The 24,633-nt window shown below is 64.7% G+C and carries 24 protein-coding genes and 1 pseudogene; 14 read left to right on the top strand and 11 right to left on the bottom strand.

Going from position 1 to position 24,633, the window contains the following annotated elements; genetic code table 11:
• Positions 1-161 precede the first annotated feature (161 nt).
• Positions 162-2,330, top strand: coding sequence for a TonB-dependent receptor (locus BIWAKO_RS27465; protein ID WP_176733415.1), 2,169 nt, complete (start codon positions 162-164; stop codon positions 2,328-2,330).
• The gene (locus BIWAKO_RS27460) at positions 2,330-3,541 is read left to right on the top strand and encodes an ABC transporter substrate-binding protein (RefSeq protein ID WP_069881347.1); all 1,212 of its coding nucleotides are present in this window, start codon (positions 2,330-2,332) and stop codon (positions 3,539-3,541) included. Before BIWAKO_RS27465 ends, BIWAKO_RS27460 begins: the two co-directional genes overlap by 1 nt.
• 60 nt (positions 3,542-3,601) lie before the next feature.
• Here BIWAKO_RS27460 and BIWAKO_RS35590 read toward each other — a convergent pair whose 3' ends face one another.
• From BIWAKO_RS35590 to BIWAKO_RS27435, 6 genes are all read right to left on the bottom strand, one after another.
• Positions 3,602-4,069, bottom strand: coding sequence for a hypothetical protein (locus BIWAKO_RS35590; protein WP_141740255.1), 468 nt, complete (start codon positions 4,067-4,069; stop codon positions 3,602-3,604).
• Between the two features lie 253 nt (positions 4,070-4,322).
• On the bottom strand, positions 4,323-4,496 hold the full coding sequence (locus tag BIWAKO_RS27455; RefSeq protein ID WP_201788657.1) for a hypothetical protein: 174 nt from the start codon (positions 4,494-4,496) through the stop codon (positions 4,323-4,325).
• 155 nt (positions 4,497-4,651) lie between these two features.
• Positions 4,652-4,876: a hypothetical protein gene (locus tag BIWAKO_RS27450; protein WP_069881346.1), complete on the bottom strand. Its 225-nt coding sequence runs from the start codon at positions 4,874-4,876 to the stop codon at positions 4,652-4,654.
• A gap of 576 nt (positions 4,877-5,452) precedes the next feature.
• A complete protein-coding gene (locus tag BIWAKO_RS27445; RefSeq protein ID WP_069881345.1) occupies positions 5,453-5,677 on the bottom strand; it encodes a hypothetical protein in 225 nt (74 codons plus the stop codon).
• Positions 5,678-6,160: 483 nt separating this feature from the next.
• Positions 6,161-6,433, bottom strand: coding sequence for a hypothetical protein (locus BIWAKO_RS27440; protein ID WP_141740254.1), 273 nt, complete (start codon positions 6,431-6,433; stop codon positions 6,161-6,163).
• A gap of 324 nt (positions 6,434-6,757) precedes the next feature.
• Positions 6,758-7,069: a hypothetical protein gene (locus BIWAKO_RS27435; RefSeq protein WP_141740253.1), complete on the bottom strand. Its 312-nt coding sequence runs from the start codon at positions 7,067-7,069 to the stop codon at positions 6,758-6,760.
• Positions 7,070-7,417: 348 nt separating this feature from the next.
• On the opposite strand from BIWAKO_RS27435, the gene BIWAKO_RS27430 reads away from it, so the two are divergent.
• The gene (locus BIWAKO_RS27430; protein ID WP_201788656.1) at positions 7,418-8,002 is read left to right on the top strand and encodes a YHS domain-containing (seleno)protein; all 585 of its coding nucleotides are present in this window, start codon (positions 7,418-7,420) and stop codon (positions 8,000-8,002) included.
• Positions 8,003-8,078: 76 nt separating this feature from the next.
• On the opposite strand, the gene pip is transcribed toward BIWAKO_RS27430, so the two are convergent.
• Positions 8,079-9,041 carry a prolyl aminopeptidase gene (gene pip / locus BIWAKO_RS27425; protein ID WP_069882849.1) on the bottom strand — a complete coding sequence of 321 codons (963 nt, stop codon included), beginning with the start codon at positions 9,039-9,041 and terminating at the stop codon, positions 8,079-8,081.
• A gap of 172 nt (positions 9,042-9,213) precedes the next feature.
• Between pip and BIWAKO_RS27420 the strand changes: the two genes are divergently transcribed.
• From BIWAKO_RS27420 to BIWAKO_RS27410, 3 genes are all read left to right on the top strand, one after another.
• Positions 9,214-9,888, top strand: a complete 675-nt coding sequence (locus BIWAKO_RS27420; protein ID WP_069881342.1) for an HAD family hydrolase — start codon at positions 9,214-9,216, stop codon at positions 9,886-9,888.
• Between the two features lie 99 nt (positions 9,889-9,987).
• Complete coding sequence (locus BIWAKO_RS27415) at positions 9,988-10,368, top strand: VOC family protein (protein WP_069881341.1); 381 nt, start codon at positions 9,988-9,990, stop codon at positions 10,366-10,368.
• Between the two features lie 143 nt (positions 10,369-10,511).
• On the top strand, positions 10,512-12,101 hold the full coding sequence (locus tag BIWAKO_RS27410) for an arylsulfatase (RefSeq protein ID WP_069881340.1): 1,590 nt from the start codon (positions 10,512-10,514) through the stop codon (positions 12,099-12,101).
• A gap of 48 nt (positions 12,102-12,149) precedes the next feature.
• Here the strand turns inward: BIWAKO_RS27410 and BIWAKO_RS27405 are convergent, their stop codons facing one another.
• Positions 12,150-12,365, bottom strand: a complete 216-nt coding sequence (locus BIWAKO_RS27405; RefSeq protein WP_141740252.1) for a hypothetical protein — start codon at positions 12,363-12,365, stop codon at positions 12,150-12,152.
• A gap of 148 nt (positions 12,366-12,513) precedes the next feature.
• Between BIWAKO_RS27405 and BIWAKO_RS27400 the strand changes: the two genes are divergently transcribed.
• Positions 12,514-13,353, top strand: a complete 840-nt coding sequence (locus tag BIWAKO_RS27400) for a carbon-nitrogen hydrolase family protein (RefSeq protein ID WP_371332102.1) — start codon at positions 12,514-12,516, stop codon at positions 13,351-13,353.
• Between the two features lie 76 nt (positions 13,354-13,429).
• Here BIWAKO_RS27400 and BIWAKO_RS27395 read toward each other — a convergent pair whose 3' ends face one another.
• A complete protein-coding gene (locus tag BIWAKO_RS27395) occupies positions 13,430-14,266 on the bottom strand; it encodes a helix-turn-helix transcriptional regulator (protein WP_069881337.1) in 837 nt (278 codons plus the stop codon).
• 97 nt (positions 14,267-14,363) lie between these two features.
• Here BIWAKO_RS27395 and BIWAKO_RS27390 point away from each other — a divergent pair, with 97 nt between their 5' ends.
• Positions 14,364-15,827: an MFS transporter gene (locus BIWAKO_RS27390; protein ID WP_069881336.1), complete on the top strand. Its 1,464-nt coding sequence runs from the start codon at positions 14,364-14,366 to the stop codon at positions 15,825-15,827.
• Between the two features lie 25 nt (positions 15,828-15,852).
• Here BIWAKO_RS27390 and BIWAKO_RS27385 read toward each other — a convergent pair whose 3' ends face one another.
• Entirely contained in the window at positions 15,853-16,584 is a 732-nt protein-coding gene (locus tag BIWAKO_RS27385; protein ID WP_244523566.1) for a FadR/GntR family transcriptional regulator, read from the bottom strand.
• Positions 16,585-16,794: 210 nt separating this feature from the next.
• Here BIWAKO_RS27385 and BIWAKO_RS27380 point away from each other — a divergent pair, with 210 nt between their 5' ends.
• The 6 genes from BIWAKO_RS27380 (at position 16,795) to BIWAKO_RS27355 (ending at position 21,431) form a co-directional block, all read left to right on the top strand.
• Positions 16,795-17,787, top strand: a complete 993-nt coding sequence (locus BIWAKO_RS27380; protein WP_069881335.1) for an ABC transporter substrate-binding protein — start codon at positions 16,795-16,797, stop codon at positions 17,785-17,787.
• Positions 17,788-17,877: 90 nt separating this feature from the next.
• On the top strand, positions 17,878-18,696 hold the full coding sequence (locus tag BIWAKO_RS27375; protein WP_244523565.1) for an ABC transporter permease: 819 nt from the start codon (positions 17,878-17,880) through the stop codon (positions 18,694-18,696).
• Positions 18,697-18,713: 17 nt separating this feature from the next.
• Positions 18,714-19,517 (top strand): ABC transporter ATP-binding protein, encoded by an 804-nt coding sequence (locus BIWAKO_RS27370; protein ID WP_069882846.1) that lies wholly within the window; start codon positions 18,714-18,716, stop codon positions 19,515-19,517.
• Between the two features lie 9 nt (positions 19,518-19,526).
• Positions 19,527-20,279, top strand: coding sequence for an ABC transporter permease (locus tag BIWAKO_RS27365; protein ID WP_069881334.1), 753 nt, complete (start codon positions 19,527-19,529; stop codon positions 20,277-20,279).
• Between the two features lie 32 nt (positions 20,280-20,311).
• Entirely contained in the window at positions 20,312-21,016 is a 705-nt protein-coding gene (locus tag BIWAKO_RS27360; RefSeq protein ID WP_069881333.1) for a fumarylacetoacetate hydrolase family protein, read from the top strand.
• 184 nt (positions 21,017-21,200) lie between these two features.
• Complete coding sequence (locus BIWAKO_RS27355) at positions 21,201-21,431, top strand: hypothetical protein (protein WP_069881332.1); 231 nt, start codon at positions 21,201-21,203, stop codon at positions 21,429-21,431.
• Positions 21,432-21,475: 44 nt separating this feature from the next.
• On the opposite strand, the pseudogene BIWAKO_RS27350 reads toward BIWAKO_RS27355, so the two are convergent.
• Positions 21,476-24,632: pseudogene (locus tag BIWAKO_RS27350) on the bottom strand (efflux RND transporter permease subunit).
• Position 24,633: the final 1 nt, after the last annotated feature.

Raw genomic sequence — 24,633 nt, 5'->3', positions numbered from 1 at the left:
TGTTCAAAAGTAATAATCTGTATTTCAGATGAGAAGTGAAATGTATGTTCGTATATCATTCCCGTGTTGTTGACGGTTAATAGGGATTGATCGATACGAAGCTCCATGATGCACGCCGCTATTGTTCGATGCGGCCTGTTCTGAATTTTCATGAGGGCGTGATGAAACTTCGAAGCGATCCGATGGTGAGCCGCGTGGTCCCGGCGTTGCTGGGCATGGGGATGGTCGGCCTGGGCGCAACCGGCGCCTTGGCTCAGGACGCTGCGCCCGCGCGGGTGCAGCTCGACGAGATCATCGTGGACGGGCAGGGCATGAAGGGCGAGGTCCCGCCCCCCTTTGCCGGCGGCCAGGTGGCTGAAGGGGCCAGGCTCGGCCTGCTCGGCAATACGCAGACCCTGAAGTCGCCGTTCAACATGACGAGCTACACCGCGGCCCTGATCCGGAACCTGCAGGCGGCGACGGTCGCCGATGCGCTGATCCTCGATCCCTCGGTGCGCAGTTCGCACCCATCAGGCGGCATCGTGGATTCGTTCAATATTCGCGGCTTTCCGATCTCAGAAGGCAATAATGGCGAGATCGCCTTCGACGGCGTGTTTGGTGTCGCGCCGAACTATCGCGTCTTCACCGACTATGCCGAGCGGATCGAGCTCCTGAAGGGGCCCGCGGCGGCGCTCGGCGGCATCGCCCCGAACGGCGGCGTCGGCGGCATCATCAACGTGGTGCCGAAGCGGGCGGAAGGCGATCTGACCCGGGTTGGCGCGGAGTTCGCCTCCAAGGCTTATGGCGGCGCCACGTTCGACATCGCCCGGCGCTATGGCGCGGGCCGCGAGTTCGGTGTGCGGGTCAATGGCAGCCTGCGCGGCGGCGATACCGCGGTCGACCGGCAGTATAACGGCACGGGCATCGGCTCACTCGCGCTCGACTATCAGGGAGAACGCTTCCGCAGCTGGCTCTATGTCCTGGCGCAACGCGATTATTGGGATGCACCGACGCGGCCCTTCCTGGCGAGCCCCGGCGTTGCGGTGCCGGCCGCCCCGAGCGGGCGTCGCAACGTGATCCAGCCCTGGGAGCATTCAAGGATCGACGATGGTTCGGTTCTGTTGAAGAACGAGTTCGATCTTACTGAAAACGTGACGCTCTTTGCCAATGCCGGCGGCTCGCAATCCCATGTCGACCGGTTCTTCGGCAATTCGCCGCTGCCGACGATCCTGAACGGCCGAGGCGATGTCACCTACACCCCGCAATATCTCGATCTGGCGATCGGCCGGCAGATCTATGAGGGCGGTCTTCGGGCCCGCTTCGAGACGGGTTTCGTCAAGCACGAGCTGGCCTTCCAGGCGTCCTATTATCACGACGAGATCGAGCGGGCGCTGACCGTCGGTCGGGCCGTGAGCTCGAACATCTACGCTCCCGCGCTGACCCAGCCGCAATTTGCGACCCGCGTCCCCCGCGCCAGGACCTCGGACAGCGATCTCACCAGCGTCGCGCTGGCCGATACGCTCTCCGTGCTGGACGAGCGCATCCTGCTGACGCTGGGGGTGCGTCGCCAATCCGTGGCGACGAACAACTATTCGACCACGACCGGCGCGGTGACCTCGGCCTATGACGAGGCGGCCACGACCCCGGTGGTCGGCCTCGTGCTGCGTCCGCTCAATAACGTCTCGCTCTATGCGAACTATGTCGAAGGGCTGAGCCGCGGCGACATTGCGCCGACCAATGCAACCAATGCCGGCGAGGCCTTCGCACCCTATCGGGCCAAGCAATACGAGGCCGGCGTGAAGGCGCAGTTCGGCACGTTCGGTGCCGGGATCAGCGCCTTCCAGATCACCAGGCCAAGTGCCGAGCTGAGCAGCAGCGGATTCTTTTCGGTCAGCGGGGAGCAGCGCGTGCGCGGTCTCGAGCTGAATGTCTATGGCGAGGTCACGCCCGAGCTTCGGCTGCTTGGCGGTGCGACCCTGCTCGACGGGGAGCTGACCAAGACGGCCCTCGCGGCCAATCTCGGCAACCGGCCGATCGGCGTTCCCTCCATGCAGCTCAATCTCGGCGCCGAATGGGATCTGCCCTGGGTGAAGGGGCTGACCTTGACGGGCACGCTGATCCATACCGGCAAGCAGTTCATCAACACCGCCAACAGCCAGTCGCTGCCCGAATGGACGCGGTTCGATCTCGGCGCGCGCTATGCGACCGAGATCGCCGGGCGCAAGACGACCTTCCGCGCCACCGTCCAGAACGTCGCCGATAGCAAATACTGGTCGAGCGTCGCCTCGTTCGGCACCTTCTATGCCGGCGCGCCGCGCACCTTCCGGCTCTCGATGTCGGTCGATCTGTAATGGTGGGTCGCGGCGAAACCCCTCAGCGTGCCCGCCGCGGCGCAGGCGGCCGCGCGCTCGCGGCGCTCCTGCGCTGCCTTGCGCTTGCGTTCGCGGTGATCGCAGGCGCCGGGCCGGCCTGGGCCGAGCAGGTCTCCGTGACCGACGTGCTCGGGCGCGTCGTCACGGTGTCGGTTCCGGTCCAGCGCGTGATCCTGGGCGAGGGGCGGCAGATCCATGCCGTCGCCGCGCTCGACCGGGAGGCGCCGTTCCGCCGCATTGTCGGCTGGCGCGATGATCTGCAGAAGGCCGATCCCGATAGCTACCGCGCCTATCTCGAGCGCTATCCCGCGATCGCGACGCTGCCGGCGCTCGGAAACATCAGCGAGGGCAATCTTGATATCGAGACGGTGATCGCCCTGAGAGCGGATGTGCTGTTCCTCAATGTCGAGGCACAGATCGCCGGCGCAGAGACAAAGCTCGTCGAAAAGCTCGCATCAGTCGGGATTCCCGTTGTCTATGTCGATTTCCGTCACGCGCCGTTCGTGAACACGGAGCCGTCGCTTCGGCTGATGGGGCGGCTGTTTGGCCGGTCGGAAGTCGCCGAGGAGCTCATCGCCTTCCGCGCCCGCGAGATTGCACGCGTCACCGATCGCCTCGCGGCGGTGGCCGATCTCAAGCGGCCGCTCGTCATGGTCGACCGCATTCCCGGCTATTCCGACGATTGCTGCATGACCTTCGGGCCGGAGAATTTCGGCAGGATGGTCGAGGTTGCGGGCGGGCGGAACCTCGGCAGCCTCATCCTGCCGGGCACCTTCGGCACGGTGAACCCCGAGACGATCATCGCCATGAACCCCGATGTGGTGATCGCGACCGGCGGCAACTGGGGTGCGCTCGCGCCGGGCGGCGCCTGGGTCGGGCTCGGACCGGGCGCGGATCTGACGGAAGCCAGGCGGAAACTCGCCAATCTTGCGAAGCGCCCGGCCTTCGCCCATACGGCGGCGGTGAAGAGCGGGCGCGTCCACGCGATCTGGCATCAGTTCTACAACAACCCCTATCAGTTCGTTGCCATCCAGCAGATTGCCCGCTGGCTCCATCCGGACCTCTTTGCGGATCTCGATCCCGAGGCCACGCTGCGGGAGCTGCATCAGCGCTTCCTGCCGCTGCCCTATCAGCCAGGCTATTGGGTCGAGCTCGGCGGGGAGGGAGGGGCCGGTCCGTCAGTGCGCTGAGCGCGGGCAGGGGGCGTTGCGCCTACCCGTGTGCCGTTCGCTTCGGGCCGCGAGCGGGGTCTATTCGCGTACGTTCCGAACCCAAGCTCCAGAGATCGGGCAATTGGCGAGGACGAAGCTGGCAGCATCGGGCGCCAGCTCAAAGCGGCAGGAGTACCGGAGAGGCGGGTTGTCGTTCCGGCTCGGCCAGCCGTCGGCCGACTCTCGGTCTCGCGTGATGACAAGGCGACCGTGCGTCAGGCGATAGCGCCCTTCGGAGCCAAGAGCTTCGCCTGATCCTCGTCCCAGGCCGCTGGGCATATGAACGAAGCTATCCAGGACGCCGTTCTCTCGGAAGTTGAATGCGAAACTTGGCTCGCTCTGCTGTCTTTCCCTGGGTTCTGCCGCAGAAATCCCACTCTCGTTCCAAATCCACCACCCCAATATGGCGCTGCGCTGATTTGGCTTCGCCAGCACAGGTCCAGCGGACGATGCCAGCAGGAAGAGCGTTGCGACCAGCGTTCCAGCGCCCGTGATGTTCGTCGCCATGCGTCTGAAATCCAATGTCGCTCCGTTGACTGAAGCCTTGCACTCACCCTGCACGCTCGCAAGCGTCCGGGAGCGGCGGTTCCGGTCGCGTCCATGCCGCAGAGCTTCAATCCGGTGGGGATTTTGGGCCGGGGCAGGTTCCCGCGCCGTATGGGCTTGCCTCCATCGCCGTCGCCGTGATCGCTGGCCGGCAAGGCCAAGGGGTGCTCGCCGGTCCATGAGCGGCATGCCCCCTTGGCCCCGCCGCCAACCTTCAGGATTGCCGAACGCTGTGTCCCTTCGCGGCGAGCCAGGCATCGTGCAGCCACTTCTCCGTCCCGCGATGGCCGGGGAAGCTGATCCAGACGATGTCGCGCTCGAACACCATGACCTTGCGGTCCGCGCCGACGATCACCCACATCCAGCGGCCATCGGCGGCGTTGCGCATTTTCACCTTCATGCCCGTGAGCGTCAGGTTCTGCGCGCGCCCTCCTATACCGGAGGGGCGGCCGACGGCACAGCGATTGGTCCAGGCCCGGGCTGATCCCGAGGCATAAAAAAGGGCCGCGGCGGCGGCCCTCTTCTTCGAGGCGTGCTTGCTTCTCAGCTGCGATGCTGCGGCATGGCCGGGGCGACGAGCTGATGAGCGCGCAGCTCCTTCATATGTTCGTGATAGGCGCGATACTGCTGCTGCTCGCGCAGGGCCAGCGGGTTCTCGGCCTGCTCATGAATGATGCTCTCGACGCCGAACTCGGTGGCCTGCGCCGTGTTGGCAAGGCCGAACAGAGCGAGAAGGCCTCCTGCGAGGGCTATCTTGTAAGTGATCATGACTGATCTCCTGAGTTTTAATCCACGAGGCCGGGGTGAATTCCGACTTCGTATCTATCATACTGCCGAGACGCCGAAATGTTCATACAAATAAACGTGATATTATTTCTTCGTGAATCTGTAGATTGTCAGATTTTGAATCCTATTGCAGGTTTGCATTCTGGATTAAATCTATCTGAATATAGAATTACCAAGTGTTAATCTGCGATGCTGACGCTTTGGCGCGATCTTTCTTCGGGAGCCGGCCCCGGCCCCATTGTGGCAGGCTCGTAGGGATTGCTGACCGAGCGCGCCGTCTCCGAATGGAGCCAGCGGCAAAGCCGAGAAGCTGGTCCGCGTCGCTGCAGGACTGACACGGCCCGCTTCAGAGACGATTGAACGAGGAGCGCTTTAGCCAGGCAGGTTTCAGGCAAAAGCGACGCGGAGCTTCGGCTGGCCATCATTGCCCGAGCGGGGAGCTCCGCAAAGTGGCCATTTGGCCCTGCAGCCCAGCCAATCGGCCGCAGGCCGACGGGGCGAGCCCCCCCAAACAGAGGGGCCGCTGGTGCGGCCCCTTCACCTGGATGTGCGCGCCTCTCAGCCGTGATGGCGCCGCGTCGCCGGCGCGACATAGGGATGCTCGCGCAGCTCCTTCATGTGTTCGTGATAGGCGCGATACTGCTGCTGCTCCTGCAGGGCGTACGGATTCTGGTACTGCTCGTGGACGATGCTTTCGGGGCCGAACTCGTAGGCTTGCGCCGTGTTGGCCATCCCGAACAATGCGAGAAGGCCTCCGACAAGGGCTATCTTGTAAGTGATCATGACTGATCTCCTGTAACCCAATGCACGAAGTCGGGCTGAAATCCGACTTCTTATCCATATTACCGTCGGTGAATTGAAATGTTCATGCAAATGACCGTGATCTGATTTCCTGTGAAATTCATCAAATACGCAAATTGTCGCCCCAAACCGGGATTCAACCTGGGATCAAGGCTGTTTGAATGGCGCCTTAACAAATGTTAACTTAACGATGCCAAGACTTCGGCATTGCGTGTTTTGGCCAGACGACCTCTCGTCGCGTGAAATAGAACCGGAGAGAGCGGCAAACCAGGCACGCGTTCAGTGAGCGAAGCTTGCGACGAGCGGCCCGGAGATGCCTTTCCTAAGTTGCAAGAGCGGGGCGGCATGACAGTAGAGGTCGAAAAGGAATGACAGCGCTTCGCGATCGCGAAAGGTTTTATGCTGCAACGCACTGATCATAGACTAGGGCGACGAGGGGGGCGGGGCGCTGCCACTGTCCAGCTCTCACTGCGCCCGGCGGTCGAGCAGCGACCGTGCGGCGCGCCCAGCTGCCCATGATCCGACGGCCAGAGCCGTGTTCACGACGACGCCGAGCAGCGACCAGAAAACGATGCCGTCCAGATAATGCCGATCGGGAGGCTGGAGCGCGGAATATACGGCAAACACGGCGCACGATGCGATGGCCAGCGTGGCGGCCTGAATGTGTGGCCGTCGAGCCCAGCCGAGCAGGAGTGGGCCGACAACGATCGTCGTGAGCCATAGAGCAAGCAGCATCATGTCCATTGACCGTCGTCTGTGGCCCCCGATCCTGATCTTTACGTAACGCACTAAATGTATGCGGTCAGCTGGATGCGGAGGCGAGCAGCTCCTTGCGAGGCGAGATCGTTCAGTGACCTTCCATAGACCGGCGATGCGCCGTCCCCGATCCGTCATACCCGTTTCGTATCGCCGTCGTCCGCGGCTATGTTGCCGGCGAGTGGCTGGGGGCGATATCGCTCGCGTCGCATGAGGGGTCGAGTGACGCCTTGCGATCACGCGATGCCTGGCAAGGCAGGGCGGACCGCTGACCGGCGTCCGGCCCGGACCGTTCGCGTGGCATGCCTACTGCGTCAATGACGCCCAGACCGACATCGCCGTAACGGTCAGGCCAACGATCGAATAGAGCAATGACCCAGATAGCTCCTTCAAGCTCGCCGCGAGCGAGCTATCATCGGGATGTCCGCCTTCCATTCGCTTGACGAGGGTTTGCATCGCGACAAACGCGCCAGCAAAGAAGAAGCTTGCTGCGCCGATTTGTTGAATGGGCCCCATGTCTTGAAACAGGTCCGGGAATTGCACGCTGATGGCGGCAATCACGATCCCCAAAAGGAAACTCACCGAACCAACGGCCTTTGCCACCCTGGAAAAACTCAATTCCATCTCCTTGTGTCGCGGTGTTGGGGACGTAGCGCAGGACTGTAAACAAAGCTGCTCGTCGGCTCCGACGAAATCTCCGTGAAGGGGGACAGATCGCGAGGGGGCGAGAGAGTTCTGGGGCGGAGGCTGACCACGTCCATGTGCCGCAGGAACAATGGGCGCGCCCGATCCTTCCTCGCCGCCGTGGTCGATACTGCAGCCCACGGCTGTGCATGGGGATGGTTCTGCTAGCGCTCATCTCCGCCTCAGCCAGGCGCTCACGTCTGCGTGACGATGTAACCAAATCGCCCCGCCGCGCGATCTCTCCCCCAAAGCCGCCTGGGGCGGCTGCTCCGGAGAGACGAGATGGACCACGAAACGATGCCTCCGATCCGCAGCGCGGGGGCGGCCGATGATGATCTCGGCGCCGGCCCTGCCGGACGCGCGTTCGTCGCGAATGGCGAGAGGGACGGGAGGCATGCCGTGCTCGGCAGACGCAGCTTCATCCTGCTCGCTGGCGCGGTGCTCGCAGCATCGGGTGTCCGGGCCGAGATGCCCCGCCCGGTCAACACGCTGGGTTCACCGGACGGGGTCGCGATCCGCGGCTACGATCCCGTCGCCTATTTTCGCGATGGCGGCCCGAAGCTGGGCAAGCCGGAGTTTTCCGTCGGCCTTCACGGCGCCACCTGGCGCTTCGCCAGCGCCGCGCACAAGGCGTTGTTCGAAGCCGATCCGGCGCGCTACCTGCCGGCCTATGGCGGCTTCTGCGCCTATGGCACCTCGCGTGGCTATCTCGTGAAGATCGAGCCCGAGGCGTGGTCCATCGTCGATGGCAAGCTCTACCTCAATTACGATCGCGCTGTCCGGAAGACCTGGCTCGGGGATCCCGCAGGGTTTATCGCCAAGGCCGACCGCCATTGGCCGCGATTGAACGCGGCGCATATCCAGTAGGAGACGCGGGCGCCGCATTAGCCTCAGGCCTTCGCGCGCCAGACAGCAGATGGATGGGGCAGGGCTGCCGCGCCCGTTACCGACTCTGCGCGAATGCGTCGAGCGCCAGCCGCATCTGCGCGAAGCATTGCGGGCCGCCATGCCCTTCGCCTTCCACGATGATCAGGCGGCTGGCCGGCCAGTGCTGGTGCAGAGTCCAGGGGGTGATCGCGGGGCCGCCGAAATCGCGGCGGCCATGGATGAGAACGGCGGGAATATGTGCGATTTCCGCGATGCGCCCGAGGATCTCCTGCCCATCCCGCAGAAATCCGTCATGGGCCCAGTAATGGGTGACCAGGGTTGCGAAGGCGAAAGCCCGGTCCTCGTCGGGCGGCTGGCTGGCCGGCTCCCAGCCCGGATCGAGCGAGATATGCGTCGCTTCCCAGTCATTCCAGGCGCGAGAAGCGAGCAAGCGGTCCCGGAGGTCGCCCGTGGCGAGCCGCCTGGCATAGGCTTCGACGACGCGCTCGCCGGGGCTCCGGCCGGACTCCCGCTCGAAGCGCTGCCAGGCTTCGGGAAACAGGCGCCCGACGCCTTCGGTGATCCAGTCGACCTCCTCGCGGCTGGTCGTGGTGACCGCGACCAGCACCAGCGCTGAGACCCGGTCCGGAAGCGCCTGCGCATAGGCCAGCGCCAGCGTGGAGCCCCAGGAGACGCCCGAGACGAGCCAGGACGCGACGCCAAGATGCGCTCTGACGGCCTCGATATCCCCGATCAGCGCCTGCGTCGTATTTCGCTGCAGTTCGCTGGGAGCGTCCGGGGCGAGGGGGCGGCTTCGCCCGCAGCCGCGCTGGTCGATCCCAATGATGCAGTAGCGTTGCGGGTCGAAATGGCGGCGATAGCTGCCGGAGCGGAGCCCGGTGCCCGGGCCGCCATGCAGGTACAAGGCGGGCTTGCCGTCGGGATTGCCCGAGATTTCCCAGTAGATCTCGTTGCCGTCGCCGACGGTGAGGAGTCCGGTACGGAACGGATCAGGGAGGGGGCGAGGTTCCGCGTTCATGCCGGTGCTGTGGGGCAGCAGGGGAAGCCCGTCAACCGGCGGATGGGCCTGCCCGTTCTGGAATGCTTCCGATCGAGCCTTCCATGCTTGCATCGGCTCTCCCAGAAAACCGCAATGCACTTTTCGAGGCGATGCTTTAGCGAGGACATCGCCTGAAACCGGACGGCCCTCGATGACGCTCATCATCTTCGATTGCGACGGCGTGCTTGTGAACAGCGAGGAGATCTATCTCGCTACCGAACTTGAGTTCCTGGCCTCGGTCGGCGTCGTCCTCGAACGCGATGTCTACACGGATACATTCATGGGGCTGTCCCCGCCGATGTGGCAGGCAAGGCTCCAGTCGATCATCGCGGAGAGGCGCAGCGCTCCCCTCCCGTCCGATTTCTTCAAGCAGTTGGATGACCACACGACGGCCCGAATAGAGCTTCATCTGGCCGCGCTGCCGGACGCCCGGCAGACCATCGACGGCATCGAGGCGCGCCGTTGCGTCGCATCGAGCACGCCGTCCGCGCGGCTGCGCTGGAAGCTGCAGCAGACCGGCCTGATCGGCCTGTTCGATCCGCATATCTTCTCCTCGGACATGGTTTTGAACGGAAAGCCCGCGCCCGACCTCTTTCTCCATGCCGCCGCGGCCATGGGCGTACAGCCCGGCGAGTGCGTGGTGGTCGAGGACAGCGTCAACGGCGTCATGGCGGGCAAGGCAGCCGGCATGCAGGTCATCGGCTTCACCGCTGGCGCCCACTGCGCCGGCAATCATGGCGCGCGGCTGGCGACGGCCGGCGCGGATCGCGTCGTCGGCAGCTATGGCGATCTCGCTGCCGCATTGGCCGGGTTGGGGGCATGGTGACTGCTCGGGGCCGCCCAATGGCCCTGGCCACCACACAGGCGATTTTTTGCACTTTCGCCGGCGGTGGATTCCGGCCCCGGCCGAAACTAAACTGCGACAATGACCGTTACGCGCCTCGACCACGTGCAACTCGCCATGCCGCCCGGTGGTGAAAGCGAGGCGCGCGCCTTCTATGCGGATGTTCTCGGCATCGGCGAAGTCGCCAAGCCCGCTCATCTCGCAAGCCGGGGCGGATGCTGGTTCGAACAGGGAGGGTTGAAGGTCCATTTGGGAGTGGACGCCGATTTCAAGCCAGCCCGCAAAGCGCACCCGGCCTTCATCGTGAGCGATCTCGCAGCGCTGGTCGCCGCGCTGAAGGCGCGCGGCTACCGCGTGTCGGAGGACCAACCCTTGGACGGATATGACCGCATGTATGTGGACGACCCGTTCGGGAACCGTATCGAGTTGATGGAGCCACTGCCGGCGGCAAGTCTCGGCTGAGGGCGAAGCCTCCGACGCGGCGGTCGTGCCCGTTCGGCTCTGCCCCGACCGTTCCAGCTCACGCAGCTTTGCGCAAATACCGATTCGCCCTCGAGGCCATGCGTCACTAGCCTGAGTTTCTCTGCCTGACTCAGGAGGAAACCATGGCGACCGATGGACCGGACCTTATTCGCAGACGCATTCTTCTTGGCGGCACCGCGCTTGCCGCGTCGGGCCTTGCATCCGCGCCGACGATCCAGACAGCGCAGGCCCAGCAGCCCGCGCCCGCGCCGGCCTCCGGGCGCAAGCCCAATATCCTGATGATCATGGGCGACGATATCGGCTGGTTCAATCCGAGCATCTACCACCGCGGCATGATGGGCTATCGCACCCCGAATATCGACCGCATCGGCAATGAAGGCGCGATGTTCACCGACTGGTACGGGGAGCAGAGCTGCACCGCCGGCCGCGCCGCCTTCATCACTGGCCAGTCGCCGATCCGCACGGGCCTCACCAAGGTCGGCCTGCCCGGCGCCGATGTCGGCCTGCAGCCGCAGGATCCGACGGTGGCCGAACTGCTGAAGCCCCTCGGTTATGTCAGCGGCCAGTTTGGCAAGAACCATCTCGGCGACAAGGACGAGCACCTGCCGACCAATCACGGCTTCGACGAGTTCTTCGGCAACCTCTACCACCTGAACGCCGAGGAGGAGCCGGAGAACCCCGACTACCCCAAGGATCCGGAATTCAAGAAGCGTTTCGGACCGCGCGGCGTCATCCGCTCCTCGGCAGACGGCAAGATCGAGGATACCGGGCCGCTGACCAAGAAGCGGATGGAAACCATCGATGACGAGACGACGGCTGCCGCGATCGACTTCATCGACCGGCAGAACAAGGCACAGAAGCCCTGGCTCTGCTATTTCAACTCGACCCGGATGCACGTCAACACGCATCTCAAGCCGGAATCCGCCGGCAAGACCGGCAAGGGCATCTATCCCGATGGCATGGTGGAGCATGACGGGCATATCGGCCAGCTCCTGAAGAAGCTCGACGATCTCGGCATCACCCAGAACACCATCGTCGTCTATACCAGCGACAACGGCGCCGAGGTGATGACCTGGCCGGATGGCGGCTCGACCCCGTTCCGCGGGGAAAAGGCGACCAATTGGGAAGGCGGCTATCGCGTGCCGACCCTCATCCGCTGGCCGGGCGTGATCAAGCCCGGCACGATCTATAACGAGGCCTTCTCGCATTACGATCTGATCCCGACCTTCTGCGCCGCGGGCGGAGAGCCGGATGTGGTCGCCAAATGCATGAAGGGGCACCAGGCCAACGGCAAGAGCTTCAAGGTGCATCTCGACGGCTACAACCTGATGCCGTTCTTCACCGGCAGCGCCAAGGATTCCCCGCGCCGGGATTTCCTCTACTGGAACGACGACGGCGAACTGGTGGCGGTGCGGGTCGCCGACTGGAAGGTCGTGTTCAAGGCGCAGGAGCATGAGGGCATCGACGTCTGGCGCAGGGAGTTCACCAATCTGCGGGCGCCCAAGCTGTTCAACCTGCGGGCCGATCCCTTCGAGCGCGGTGACACCTCGATGGAATACGAGAAATGGTTCTTCGATCGTTCCTTCGTCGTGGTCCCATCGCAGGCGGTCGTCGGGAAATGGCTGGAAAGCTTCAAGGAGTTCCCGATCCGGCAGAAGCCGGCGAGCTTCAACCTCGATGACGTCATGCGCAAGCTGTCGCCCAAGAACTAGCCGGCGCATATGGTGGCCGCCGCCGATGCTGCCCGTTGGAGGGCAGTGTCAGCGGCGATCGTCATTGCGCGGTCCGCGCGCGGCCCGGCAGATAAAGGCCAGCCCGCCTGCGAGGCCAGCCAGCAGCAGGAATGCAATGACGCCGGTGTGGCGCCCGGTCATTTCGTAGAGCCCGACGAGCGCGCCCATGCCGAGCAGGACGGTGAGGCTCGGGCGGAGCTGCACGCGCCATACAGAGCTGATGATCGATTTCAGTACGGACATGAGCCCCGTCATGATGCGGCTTGGCGGGCGCTGATCGCAGCCCGGGTTCCGCATCATGGAGCAAGCGCCATAGGACTGCAGCCCCTGCAAGCGGTTTCACAGCGCGTCGAATCTTGCGAGATCTTTGGGGCGAGACGGAAAGGGGGGAGTGTTGAAGATAGCGGCCGCACAAACCGTTGTTTCGCCGGACATTGCCGCCAATGGCAGCACCATCCGCGCGATGATTGCGCGTGCGGCGGGCGAAGGGGCTCGCCTGATCAATCTCTGCGAAGGGGCGCTGTCCGGCTACGCAAAGAGCCAGATCCTGAAACAGGGCGACTGGCAGGGCTTCGATTGGGCAATTCAGGAGGCCGAACTTCGCGCGATCGCTGAACTGTGCGGGCAACTCCGCATCGTCGCGGTCGTCGGCGGGGCCCATCGGCTCGGTCGGGGATATCCGCCGCACAACAGTCTCTATGTCTTCTCTGATAGCGGAGCCCTGCTCACCCGATATGACAAGAGGTTTCTCTCGAATACCGAACTTGCCGGCTGGTACACGCCTGGAACGGAACCGGTCATCGTCGACGTCGATGGCTACAGGTTTGGCTGCGCGATCTGCATTGAATCGCAGTTCCCCGAAATCTTCAGCGACTATGAGCGTCTCGGCGTTGATGGGGTTCTGTTCTCGTCATACGGCCTTCCCGCGCATTTTCAGATCGCGCTCCGGGCTCATGCCGGCCTGAACTGCATCTGGATCGCTGCTGCCCCCCCCGCGCAGGAGGCCGCCAAAGGCCCTGCCGGCATCATTGGACCGGACGGGGCATGGGCCGCGCAATCTTCGCCATCCCCGGAGCCTGGCCTGGCCATGACAACGCTGGACCGGACCGACCCCGCCTATGAAATCGCGCTTCAAAGGGCGCGGCCCTGGCGGGCCAGGGCAAGGGAGGGGGAGATCTATCGCGAGAGGCCGGTCAACGATCCCAGGAGCGAAGACAGAAGCGCGTATTGAACCGTCGGTTCCCCCGACGGGACATCATGCCCGCGCCTTGGTTCACGCCTGAGGCTGCGCAGATGACGCGAAGCGCTCAGGTCTCCTCCAACGCAGGCAGGCACTCGGTCCGTTCGTTGGAGGTTTGAGGGGCAAGGGCGGCATAAACCACCAATCGCAGATGGCGCCCGCCATCGACGGTGAGCGACGTGTGTTCGAAGGTGACGGGGCGGCCCTCGACGCGGAGCATGCGCGTGCCGGTGCAGGGTGCGTGCACGTCCGGGCTGCGCCACCATGTCCTGAATTCTGGCGAAACATCTTCCAGTTCCGCCACCAGGGCACGCATGTCCGCATCCCCGCGCGCGCCTGCAAAATCCCGGCGAAAGCTCGCCAACATGGCCTGCGCCTGGTTTTCCCAGTCTACGAGCGTATCGGCGAGGTGCTGGTCGCAGAACAGCATCCACAGGAGGTTGCGCCGGTTTGAAGGCTGGCTGCCGAAGCGGAACAGGGCTTCGGCCGCGTCGTTATAGGCCAGCACGTCCCAGCGCAGGTTGAGAATATAGGCCGCGTGCGGAGCGAGATCGTCCATCAGCCGGTTCACCAGCGACGGAACCGTGCACCATGTCGTTCCCGGTTCGGCCGGTGGGCGCTCCTGGGCGAGCAGGAAGAGATGCCGTCGCTCGGCGCTATCGAGCTTCAGGACCCTGGCGAGATTGTCGAGGAATCCGGAGGAGACGCCGATATTGCGACCCTGCTCGAGCCATGTGTACCAAGTCAGGCCCACCCCGGCGAGCGCGGCAACCTCCTCGCGCCTGAGGCCAGGCGTACGCCGACGCTTGCCGGCGGGCAGGCCGGCATCCTCCGGCGTCAGCCGCTCGCGATGCGCACGCAGGAACTCTGAAAGCTCGGGTCGGGTCCGTTCGAAGGTCGCCATGGTCCCATCAGCACTAATAGTAATAGCATAATGAGTTAAATTGTATCAGCGTCAATGCCGCTTCATGGCTGTTGCGTCGTTAATCCGAGGACGCAACATGAGTTCCGATACCGCTACGGCCCAAGCCCTGCGCAGCCCGGCAGAACGTGACGGGGCCCGCCCGCCCTGGCTCGGTTTGTCCATTCTGCTTCTGGCGGGTTTCGTGACGATCTTCGATCTCTTCGTGGTCAATGTCGCGATCCCGGCCATGCAGGCCGACCTCGGCGCCAGCCTGTCGCAGATCGGCTTCATCGTCGCGGGCTATGAACTTGGCTTCGGGGTGCTGTTGATCACCGGTGGCCGGCTCGGCGACATTCATGGCCGCCGGCGGCTCTTCGTCGTCGGGATTGCCGGTTTCACGCTCGCCTCGGCACTCTGCGGATTGGCGCCGACCATCGAGATCCTCATCGCTGCGCGCGTTGTGCAGGGATTGGCGGCGGCACTCCTGTTTCCGCAGGTCTATGCCTCGATCCGGGTGAGTTTCTCCGCTGACGACGCTCGTCGCGCCTTCGGACTCCTCGGCATGACTTTGGGCCTTGCTGCGATCGCGGGCCAGGTGGTCGGCGGCTTTCTCGTCGAGGCGAACCTGTTCGATTTGGGTTGGCGCATGATCTTCCTCATCAATGTTCCCGTCGGTGTCTTCGCCATCCTGATGGCGCCGTACATTCCCGAGACATACGCGCCGGAGCGTCCGAGCCTTGACTGGTCCGGCGTCGCACTCGTGAGCCTGGGGCTGACGCTCCTGCTCGTGCCGCTGATCGAAGGGCCGGCGCAGGGCTGGCCGCTTTGGACCCTTGCGTCGCTGGCCGGAGCCGCCGCCCTGATCGCTGCGTTCTACTGGCAGCAGGAGAACCGACGCCGGGCGGGCCGCGAGCCTCTGGTCGATATGAAGCTCATGCGGCAATTGCGCTTTGCCCAAGGCAGCCTGTTGGTCGTCCTGATCTATTCGACATCGTCCTCATTCTTTCTATGTTTTGCTCTCCTGGCGCAGACTGGGTTTGGTCTCAGTCCCTTCGAGGCAGGTCTCAGTTTCGTCCCCTGCAGCATCGGGTTCGTCATTGCCTCCATGGCGGCGCCACGCCTCGTCGCGCGCCTTGGCGCAGCCGCCATTGCCGCGGGCGCACTTCTCTATGCCGTGTCGCTCGGCGTTCTGATCGCGCAGGTCTGGCTGGACGGAGCCGAGCTCGTCGTCGCGCATCTGATCCCGGCCTTGATCCTGGTCGGCGCCGGGCAGGGCCTCATCATGACGCCGCTGCTCAACCTCGTCCTCGGTTTCGTCGAGGAGGGACAGGCAGGCATGGCTTCGGGTGTCGTCGCAACGCTCCAGCAAGTCGGTGCGGCGCTGGGAGTGGCCGTCGTCGGCATCCTCTTTGGTGCGGCGCTTGCCGCCGGCATCGATGGGGATGGCCAGGCCCAGCTCTACGTCTCTGCCTTCGTCAGCGGGATGGCTTACAACCTCGCCGCCGCCATTGTCGCCGCTACCCTGATATTTGGGATTGCGCGCAGGAGATTGCCGCGATGACGTCGAAACTGGATCGGGGCTCGCCTCACACGGCGCGGCCGATCAGCCGGTCCTCCACGTTCTGGAGATGGCGGCGCATCGCGTCCGCGGCGCCCGCGGGCTCGCGGTGGGCGATCGCGTCGACGATCCGGTCATGGTCCTCGAAGCTGTGGTGATCGGCGGGCGGGCTTGAATGGCTCGGCCGCGGCCGCCCCCAGGTGACGGCGCGGCGCACCGCGTTCAGCGTTTCCAACAGCGCGATCAGGATCGGGTTATGCGCAGCCTCGGCGATCTGGTGGTGGAAGCGCGCATCATAGGCCTCGTATTCGCGCCAGCTCGTCGCGGCGCGGCAGGAGGCGTTCAGTTCGGCGAGCGTGGCGATCTCGGCCACCGTCGCGTTGATCGCCGCGAGGCGTGAAAGCTCAGGCTCGAGCCCGATCCGCGCCCTCATCACCTGGACCGGATTGCTGCGCTGCGCCAGGTCCGCGATATCGACCAGTTGCGGCGGCTTCGGTCCCACGAAGGTGCCCTTGCCGACATGGCGCCAGAGCTGGCCGTCGCGTTCGAGCACGGCGAGGCCCTTGCGCAGCTCGGTGCGCTTGACGCCGAGCAGTTCGGCCAATTCCCGTTCCGGCGGCAGGCGCCCGTCATCGGGCAGCCGCGCCGAGGCGATGAAGCCATAGAGCTGCGTCAGGACGCCCGAGAAATCAGCGTCGGGCGGGGTGGGGGATTTCTGATCCATCATGGCGAGACCGGTGGCAGGAGACCCGATCGTCATTCCACGGATCGCCGGTGGTTGCAACCATTTTTCAGATTGGTTGAAATTATGGCGTGGAAACGCAGGGGATTCTGATCGAAATAGCCGAAATGCCGCCCTTGACAGGATCAATCCTGCGCATGACAGTGCCCAAAATAAAATTGGTTGCGACCATAACGCAAAAGAACCAAGCCGAACTCTGGCAAACAGAACTCTGGGAGGAGTCGAGCCATGACGCTGTTAAGGAGAAGGTCCGTCCTGTTTGGTGCTGCCGCCGTCAGCGCCGCGCTGATGCTCGGAAGCGCCGCCGCGCAGGCGCAAGCCAAGGTCCGGGTGGCGCTGGGCGACGTGCTGTCGACCGAGACGCTCTCGATGATCATCGCGCTGGAGCGCGCCAAGGAGAAGGGCGTCGACTACCAGGTGACGCATTTCTCGAAGGAGGACCTTGCCATCCAGGCGGTGATCAACGGCCAGGCGGATCTCGGCGTCGGCACGCCCTATGCGGTCGTCCAGAAGAGCAAGGCGCCGCTGCGCGTGCTCTTCCAGGGCACGCGCCTCGTCTTTTTCCCGGTGGCGGACAAGTCCTACAAGACCTGGAAGGACATGAACGGCCAGCCGATCGCCTTTCACGCCCGGGCCACGGGGACCGAGGCGATCGGCAACATCATCGCCAAGCGTGAGGGCATCCAGTTCGGCGAGCGCAGCTATGTGCCGGGCTCGGAGAACCGGATCATCGGCATGATGAAGGGCCAGATCAAAGCCACCATCGTCGATCTCGCCAACAAGAACCTGCTGCTGGAGAAGGCGGGCGACCGCTTCCATGTCCTGCCCGGCGTCAGCGAGCCGGCCTCCGACGAGACCCTGTTCGGGCGGACCGACTGGATCAGCAAGAACGAGAAGCAGGTCGATGTCATCGTCACCGAATTCCTGCGGCTCTGGCAGGAAATGGCGGCCAATCCGGCCATCGTCGAGCAGGAGCGGGTCAAGCGCAAGCTGATGGCCGACCAGCCGAAGGAGGTGCTGGAGGGCATCACCAAATTCTACACGCTGGCGACCAAGGAGGGCGTCTATTCGCCGGGCGGCGGCAGTGCCGAGGTCGCGAAGGCCGATTTCGAGTTCTACACCGAGGCAGGCCAGCTGCAGGGACCGGCGGGCGAGCTGAAGGTCGAGGATTTCTGGTATCTCGCGCCGCTGGAGCGGGCACGCAAGGCCCTGGGCAGCTAGGCCCGTCCCGACCCGCCATGGGCTGGAGCGGCCTTGCCCCAGCCCATACGCCCCTCGTTTCGAAAACGTGCACAAGCGGAGTACTCTCCCTTGCAGATTTCCGAACTTGCTCCTGCCTTGCCGGCGCTTCGCAGGGCTCCGGCCCAGCGCTGGCGCGATTGGTTGATCCATCCGCTCGTGCTGCGCCTGGTGTCCTTCGCGGCCGCTCTCGCGCTCTGGGAATATGCCGGGCGGATTCCGCTCAGCCCCGCCTTTCCGACTTTCCTGGAAACGCTCAGTGGCCTTGGCGCGATCATGGCCGACGGAACCCTGTTCAAGGCCTTCCTGATCACGCTCCACCCGCTCGTCATCGGGCTGACCGCCTCGATCCTGTTAGGCGTCGCGCTTGGCGTGCTGATGGGGCTGCACGAACCCTCGGAATGGCTGTTCGCGCCGATCTTCGTGATCGCCCAGGCGGCGCCGCTGGCGGCCCTCATCCCGATCCTGACCTTCGCCTATGGCATCGGGCTGACCGCGAAGGTCATGACCGTCTGCATCATGGCGATGCCGGTCATCGTGTTGAACACGCTCGGCGCCGTGCGCAACACGCCGAAATCGCTTCTGGAAATGGGCAGCTCGTTTCTTGCGACGCGCAGCCAGAGCATCCGCCTCATCATCCTGCCGGCGGCCAGCCCGATGATCTTCGCGGGCCTCCGGCTCGGCTGCGCCGCGGCCTTCATCGGCGTCATCCTCGCCGAACTGCTGATCACGCCGACCGGCATCGGCGACGTGATCTCCTACAACCAATCGGTCGCCGATTATCCCAAGATGTACGCGGCCATCCTCGCCATCATCGTGTTCTCGGTCCTGTTCATCGAATTGCTCGAGCGGATCGAAGTCACCCTGTTTCGACCGGAGGTGCGCAGATGAATCCCAACGCAGCCATCATGCCGCAGCACCTCGGTGAGCGTCCGCCGTTTCCCGCCCGCGCGGCCCGGCCGATCGTCGAAGTGCGCAGCGTCTCGAAAACCTATGCCGGCGGCGTCGAGGCGCTCAGCGGCATCTCGTTGGAGTTTCCGGAAGGGCGCCTGACGACGCTGCTCGGCCCTTCCGGCTGCGGCAAGACCACACTCCTCAAGATCATCGCCGGCCTGATCCCCGCCACTGGTGGCCAGGTCCTCGTAGACGGCCGCGAGGTCACCGGACCCGGCCCCGAACGCGCTTTCGTCTTCCAGGATTTCGCGCTGATGCCCTGGGCCAGTGTCATCCGCAACGTCGCCTTTGGCCTCGAACTACGCGGCGTCGCCCATAGTGAACGCGAGGCGATCGCCGAACGCCATATCGCGCGCGTCGGCCTCAAGGGGTTCGAGCAGAAATATCCGCACGAACTCTCGGGCGGCATGCGCCAGCGCGTCGGCCTGGCGCGTGCGCTGGCGGTCGATGCCAAGGTCGTGCTGATGGACGAGCCGTTCTCGGCCGTGGACGAGCAGACCCGCCGGAAGTTCCAGGAAGAGCTGCTCGAACTCGTCGCCAATGAAGGAAAATCCTTCATCTTCGTCACGCACAGCATCGAGGAGGCGGTCTATGTCTCCGACCGGATCGCGCTGCTCTCGCGTCGGCCGAGCCGCGTCTCGGCGATCATCGAGCCGCAGATCATCCGTGGCGGCGACCCCGAGAAGATCAGGCGCGACAGCGCCTATCTCGATGTCGTCGAGGCGATCTGGCAGCAGCTCCGGCACTATCTGGACTAGGGGACGGCCATGGTCATTTCAGGTATCCGCCTGCCGATGATGGCGGCGCTTCTCGTCTGGGCCGTGGTCTGGGAGATCGCCGGCCATACCGATGCCGGCTTCATCCTGCCGCCGCTGTCGCGCATCATCTGGCGCGTCTTCGAGATCGTCCCGACGGCCTCGTTCCTCGACGCGCTGCTGATCACCGGCCGCGCCTTCCTGTTCGGCAATGCGATTGCGATCTGCGTCGGCGTCCCGCTCGGCATCATGATGGGCCGCTCGATCATCGCCGACCGGCTTCTGCTGCCCTGGGTGAACCTCTTCCTCTCCGCGCCGCTCAGCGCGCTGGTGCCGGTGATCATGGTGCTGTTCGGGCTGGGCGAGACCACGATCATCCTCACCGTCGTGCTCTTTTCGATGTGGATCATCGTCCTCAATACGCGCGCCGGCATCCGCGCCATTTCGCCCTCGCTGGTTGAGATGGCGCGCAGCTTCGGCGCCAATCGCTGGCAGGCTTTCAGCCGGATCTATCTTTGGGCGGCACTGCCCGAAATCCTGGCCGGAATCCGGCTCGGCATGATCCGCGCCGTCAAGGGCGTGGTCATCGGGCAGCTGCTGGTCTCCGTCGTCGGCTTCGGCACGCTCTTCGAAATCTACCAGTCGCATTTCCTGATGGAGCATTTCTGGGCGCTGCTGCTCGTGCTCTTCGCCTTCGCCTTCACCCTCAACGAACTGCTCGCCCGGCTCGAACGTCGCTTCGGCTACTACGCCGCCGCGCGCTGAAGACCTCTCTTGCCAACGAAGGATCCCGCAAGATGAATATCGCCACGCCTCAGAACCATGTCGTCCAGGCCCCGGAGCAGGTTTCGGTCCCGGTGCGGGGGACGCAAAGCCGTTTCCCCGTTCACCGCATCTACTGCGTCGGCCGCAACTACGCCGCTCATACCATCGAGATGGGTGGCGACCCCAATCGCGAGGCGCCGTTCTTCTTCCAGAAGAACCCCGACAGCGTCGTGCTCGATGGCGCCGATTTCCCCTACCCGCCGCGCAGCAGCAATGTTCACCACGAGATCGAGATGGTGGTCGCGCTTGCCAAGGGCGGCAAGGATATCCCGGTCGAGAGCGCGCTCGACCACGTCTATGGCTATGCCATCGGCCTCGACATGACGCGGCGCGATCTGCAGGACGAGTGCAAGAAGGCGGGCCGGCCCTGGGAGATCGGCAAGGCCTTCGAGCACTCCGCGCCGCTCAGTGAGATCGTGCCTGCGAGCACGATCGGCCATCCCGAGAACGGGGCGATCTGGCTCAAGGTGAACGGCGAGATCCGCCAGCAGGGCGACCTCAACCACATGATCTGGAAGGTGCCGGAGATGATCTCCTATCTGTCCGGACTGTTCGAGCTGCAGCCGGGCGATCTGATCATGTCCGGCACGCCGTCCGGCGTCGGCGCGGTCGTCCGCGGCGACGTGATGGAGGGCCATGTCGAGGGCATCGGCACGTTGCACGCCAAGGTCGCCTGAGCGACGGGCGCGCGCGTTCATGGCAGCCCGGCCTCGGCCGGTCGTGTCGTGAAGGGGCATCTCGACAGATGGGCGCCGACGGTCGCGACGAGACCGTCGGCGCTTTCGACCTGGCTGCTGTCGACAGCACCCTGGAACAGGCTCGCGGGCTGGCGGGTTACCCTGGAAACCAGGGAGGTTCCAAATGGCCAAACAACCCGAAGCCCTTGCCACATTCGCGGCAACGGCCCGCAATGACGGCAAGAAGCCCAAGGATATCGGTCTCACTGCGACGCCCGAGACGGCACCTCTTCCCGGCGACACGAAGAAGGAGGCTGATGCCGCCACCAAGGTCCTGCGCGAAGGCGTGCTCAAGAAGGACCAGGGCGCGGACGAGGCGATCGACAAGCTCCCCGACCGCACGCGGGATCTTTGAACCGAGCCGAGGGCGGGACGGACGGTCCGGCACTGGATCCGGGATCAGTGTCCAGGGCCCGGGGCCGGGGCCGGCTCGCGGGCCGGGGCCTCATCCTTCGGCCCGCTCTTGCTGCGTTCGCGCATCCGCTGGAACACGACATAGAGCATCGGGATCAGGAAGATGCCGAAGATCGAGGCGAAGAGCATGCCGCCGAAGACCGGCGTGCCGACCGCCCGCCGGCTGAGCGCGCCGGCCCCCGTGGCAATCACCAGCGGCAGCAGGCCAAGGATGAAGGCAAAGCTCGTCATCATCACCGGGCGGAAGCGCAGCCTGGCGCCAGACACCGCGGAATCGATGATCGACTCGCCCTTGGCGCGCTGCTCCAGCGCGAATTCGACGATCAGGATGCCGTTTTTCGCCGCGAGCGCGATCAGCACGACGAGGCCGATCTGGGCGTAGACGCCGAGGCTGACGCCGGTCAGCGCAACCGAGGCGACTGCGCCGAGCACCGCGACCGTGACCGAGAGCAGCACGGCGATCGGCACGTTCCAGCTCTCATAGAGCGCGACCAGGAAGAGATAGGCAAAGAGCACGGCCAGCGCGAGCACGATCGTGGTGCCGCCGCTTGCGGCCTTCTCCTGCAGGGCCGTGCCGGTCCATTCGAAACCGTAGCCCGCCGGCAGGGTCGTCGCCGAGATGCGCTCCATCGCCTGCAGTGCCTGGCCCGAACTGACGCCAGGCCGCGGCGAGCCGTTGATGATCACCGCCCGGTAGCCGTTGTAGCGCGTCAGGGCCTGCGGCCCGGTGACGAGGCGCACCTGCAAGAGCGCATTGAGCGGCACCATCGTGCCGGCATTGTTGCGGACATAGATCTTGCCGATATCGGTCACGGCCCTCCGGAAGGGAGTCTCGGCCTGGACATTGACCTGCCAGGTTCGGCCAAAGACGTTGAAATCATTGACGTAGAATCCGCCGAGCGTCGCCTGGAGGGCGCTGAAGATATTGGAGATCTGAACCCCGAGCACCTGGGCCTTGTCGCGGTCGATATCGAGATAGATCTGGGGCGTGTCGGCGGCGAAGGTGCTGAAGACCGCGGCGAGTTCGGGCTGCTGGTTGGCAGCGATCAGGAGCCCGCGCATCGTCGCGGCGATATCGGCGGGCGACTGGCCCTGCAAGGCTTCGAGCACATATTGGAAGCCGCCGGTGCTGCCCAGCCCGATGCGGCAGGTTGAAGGGAAAGACCGTTGCCTGCTGCACGGCGGCGAGCTGCGGCCGCAGCGCTCCGATGATGGCGCCGACCCCTTGCGCCGGATCCTTGCGCTCCTCGAACGGTTTCAGGCGGACGACGAAGAAGGCCTGGTTGGAGGAGGCGAGGCCGTCGATGAAATTGAAGCCGACGACGGAGAGCACGCCCTGGACGCCGGCGACCGGCCGGACGATGTTCTCGACTTGCTCGACCACGGCCGCGGTGCGGTTCACCGAGGCCCCTTCGGGCAGGCGCATGGCGATGAAGAACGCGCCCTGGTCCTCCTCGGGCAGGAAGCTCTGCGGCGTAGTCAGGAAGAGCCCGCCCGTCGCCGCGATGATGCCGATAAGGACTGCCACGACGACGATGGCGATCCTGACCAGGCGCTTGACGATCGCGGCGTAGCCGTCTCGGACCTTGTCGATGCCGTTCATCACGTAGCGCATCGGCCCGCCGCCGCCATGGCCGCGCTGGATCAGGATCGAGCAGAGCGCCGGGCTCAGCGTCAGAGCATTGATCGCCGAGATCAGCATGGCGGCCGAGACGGCGACCGCGAACTGCCGGAAGAGCTGGCCGCTGATGCCGGGAATGAACGCGACCGGCACGAAGACTGCGAGCAGCACGAAGGTGATGGCGATGATCGGCCCGGTGATCTCGGCCATCGCCTTCTTGGTCGCGTCCGCGATCGAAAGCTCCGGCTCCTCCTCGACGACGCGCTCGACATTCTCGATCACCACGATCGCGTCGTCGACGACGATGCCGATCGCGAGCACGAGCGCGAGCAGCGAGACCGTGTTGGCGGTGAAGCCGATCACCAGCATCACGGCGAAGGTACCGATGATCGAGACCGGCACCGCGATCAGCGGGATGATGGTGGTCCGCAGCTTGCCGAGGAAGAGGAAGACGACGATGCCGACCAGCACGAAGGCTTCGAGCAGGGTGTGGATGACCTCGTCGATCGTGGCACTGACGAAGACCGTGGTGTCGAAGAAGATGCCGTAGGCAAGATCCTCCGGGAAACGCTTGGAGAGCTCCTCCATCGTCGCCCGCACCTTCCTGGCGACCTCGATCGCATTGGCGCCGGGCGACTGGTAAATGCCCATGGCGGCGCCGGGTGCGCCGTTGAAACGGCTGTAGCGATCGGCCGTGCGGGCCCCGATCTCGACGCGCGCCACATCCCTGACGCGCACGACCGAGCCGCCCGGGTTGGTGCGCAGCACGATATTGGCGAATTCCTCCGGCTTGGTGAGGCGGCCCTGCGTCTTGACCGTGAGCTGGTATTGCTGGTCGCTGCTGACCGGGGCGGCGCCGATGCGGCCGAGCGCCGCCTGCACGTTCTGGCCCTGGACGGCGGAGATGACGTCGCTGGGCGTCAGGCTGAGCGCCGTCAGCCGGTTCGGATCGAGCCAGACCCTGAGCGAGTAATCGAGCGGGCCGAACAGGCTGACCTGGCCGACGCCGTTGATGCGGGCGAGCGCGTCGACCAGGTTGATGGTCGCGTAATTGCTGAGATAGAGCGAGTCGAAGCTGTGCTTCGGCGAGTGGATCTCGACCACCTGCAGCAGCGCGGCGGATTTCTTGCGGACGGTCAGGCCCTGGCGAGTAACCTCGGTCGGGAGCTGCGGCTGGGCCAGCGACGAGCGGTTCTGGACATTGACGGTGTTGATGTCCGGGTTGGTGCCGAGCGCGAAGGTGACGTTGAGCGTGTAGCTGCCGTCGGCGCCGCTGGTCGACTGGTAGTAGAGCGCGTTGTCGACGCCGTTGATCTGCTGCTCGATCGGCTGGGCGACCGTGGTCTCGACCACCTCGGCATCGGCGCCGGGATAGCTCGCGGTCAGGGTCACCTGCGGCGGCACGATGTCGGGGAATTGCGCGACCGGGATCGTCAGGATGGCGATGAACCCCGCCAGCGTAATGACGATCGAGATGACGAAGGCGAGGCGCGGCCGGTCGACGAAGATCGACGAGATCACG

The organism is Bosea sp. BIWAKO-01 (assembly GCF_001748145.1).
GTDB lineage: Bacteria > Pseudomonadota > Alphaproteobacteria > Rhizobiales > Beijerinckiaceae > Allobosea.
Note: the sequence above shows the minus strand (reverse complement) of the source record. Positions and strands in the feature narration are given on the sequence as shown.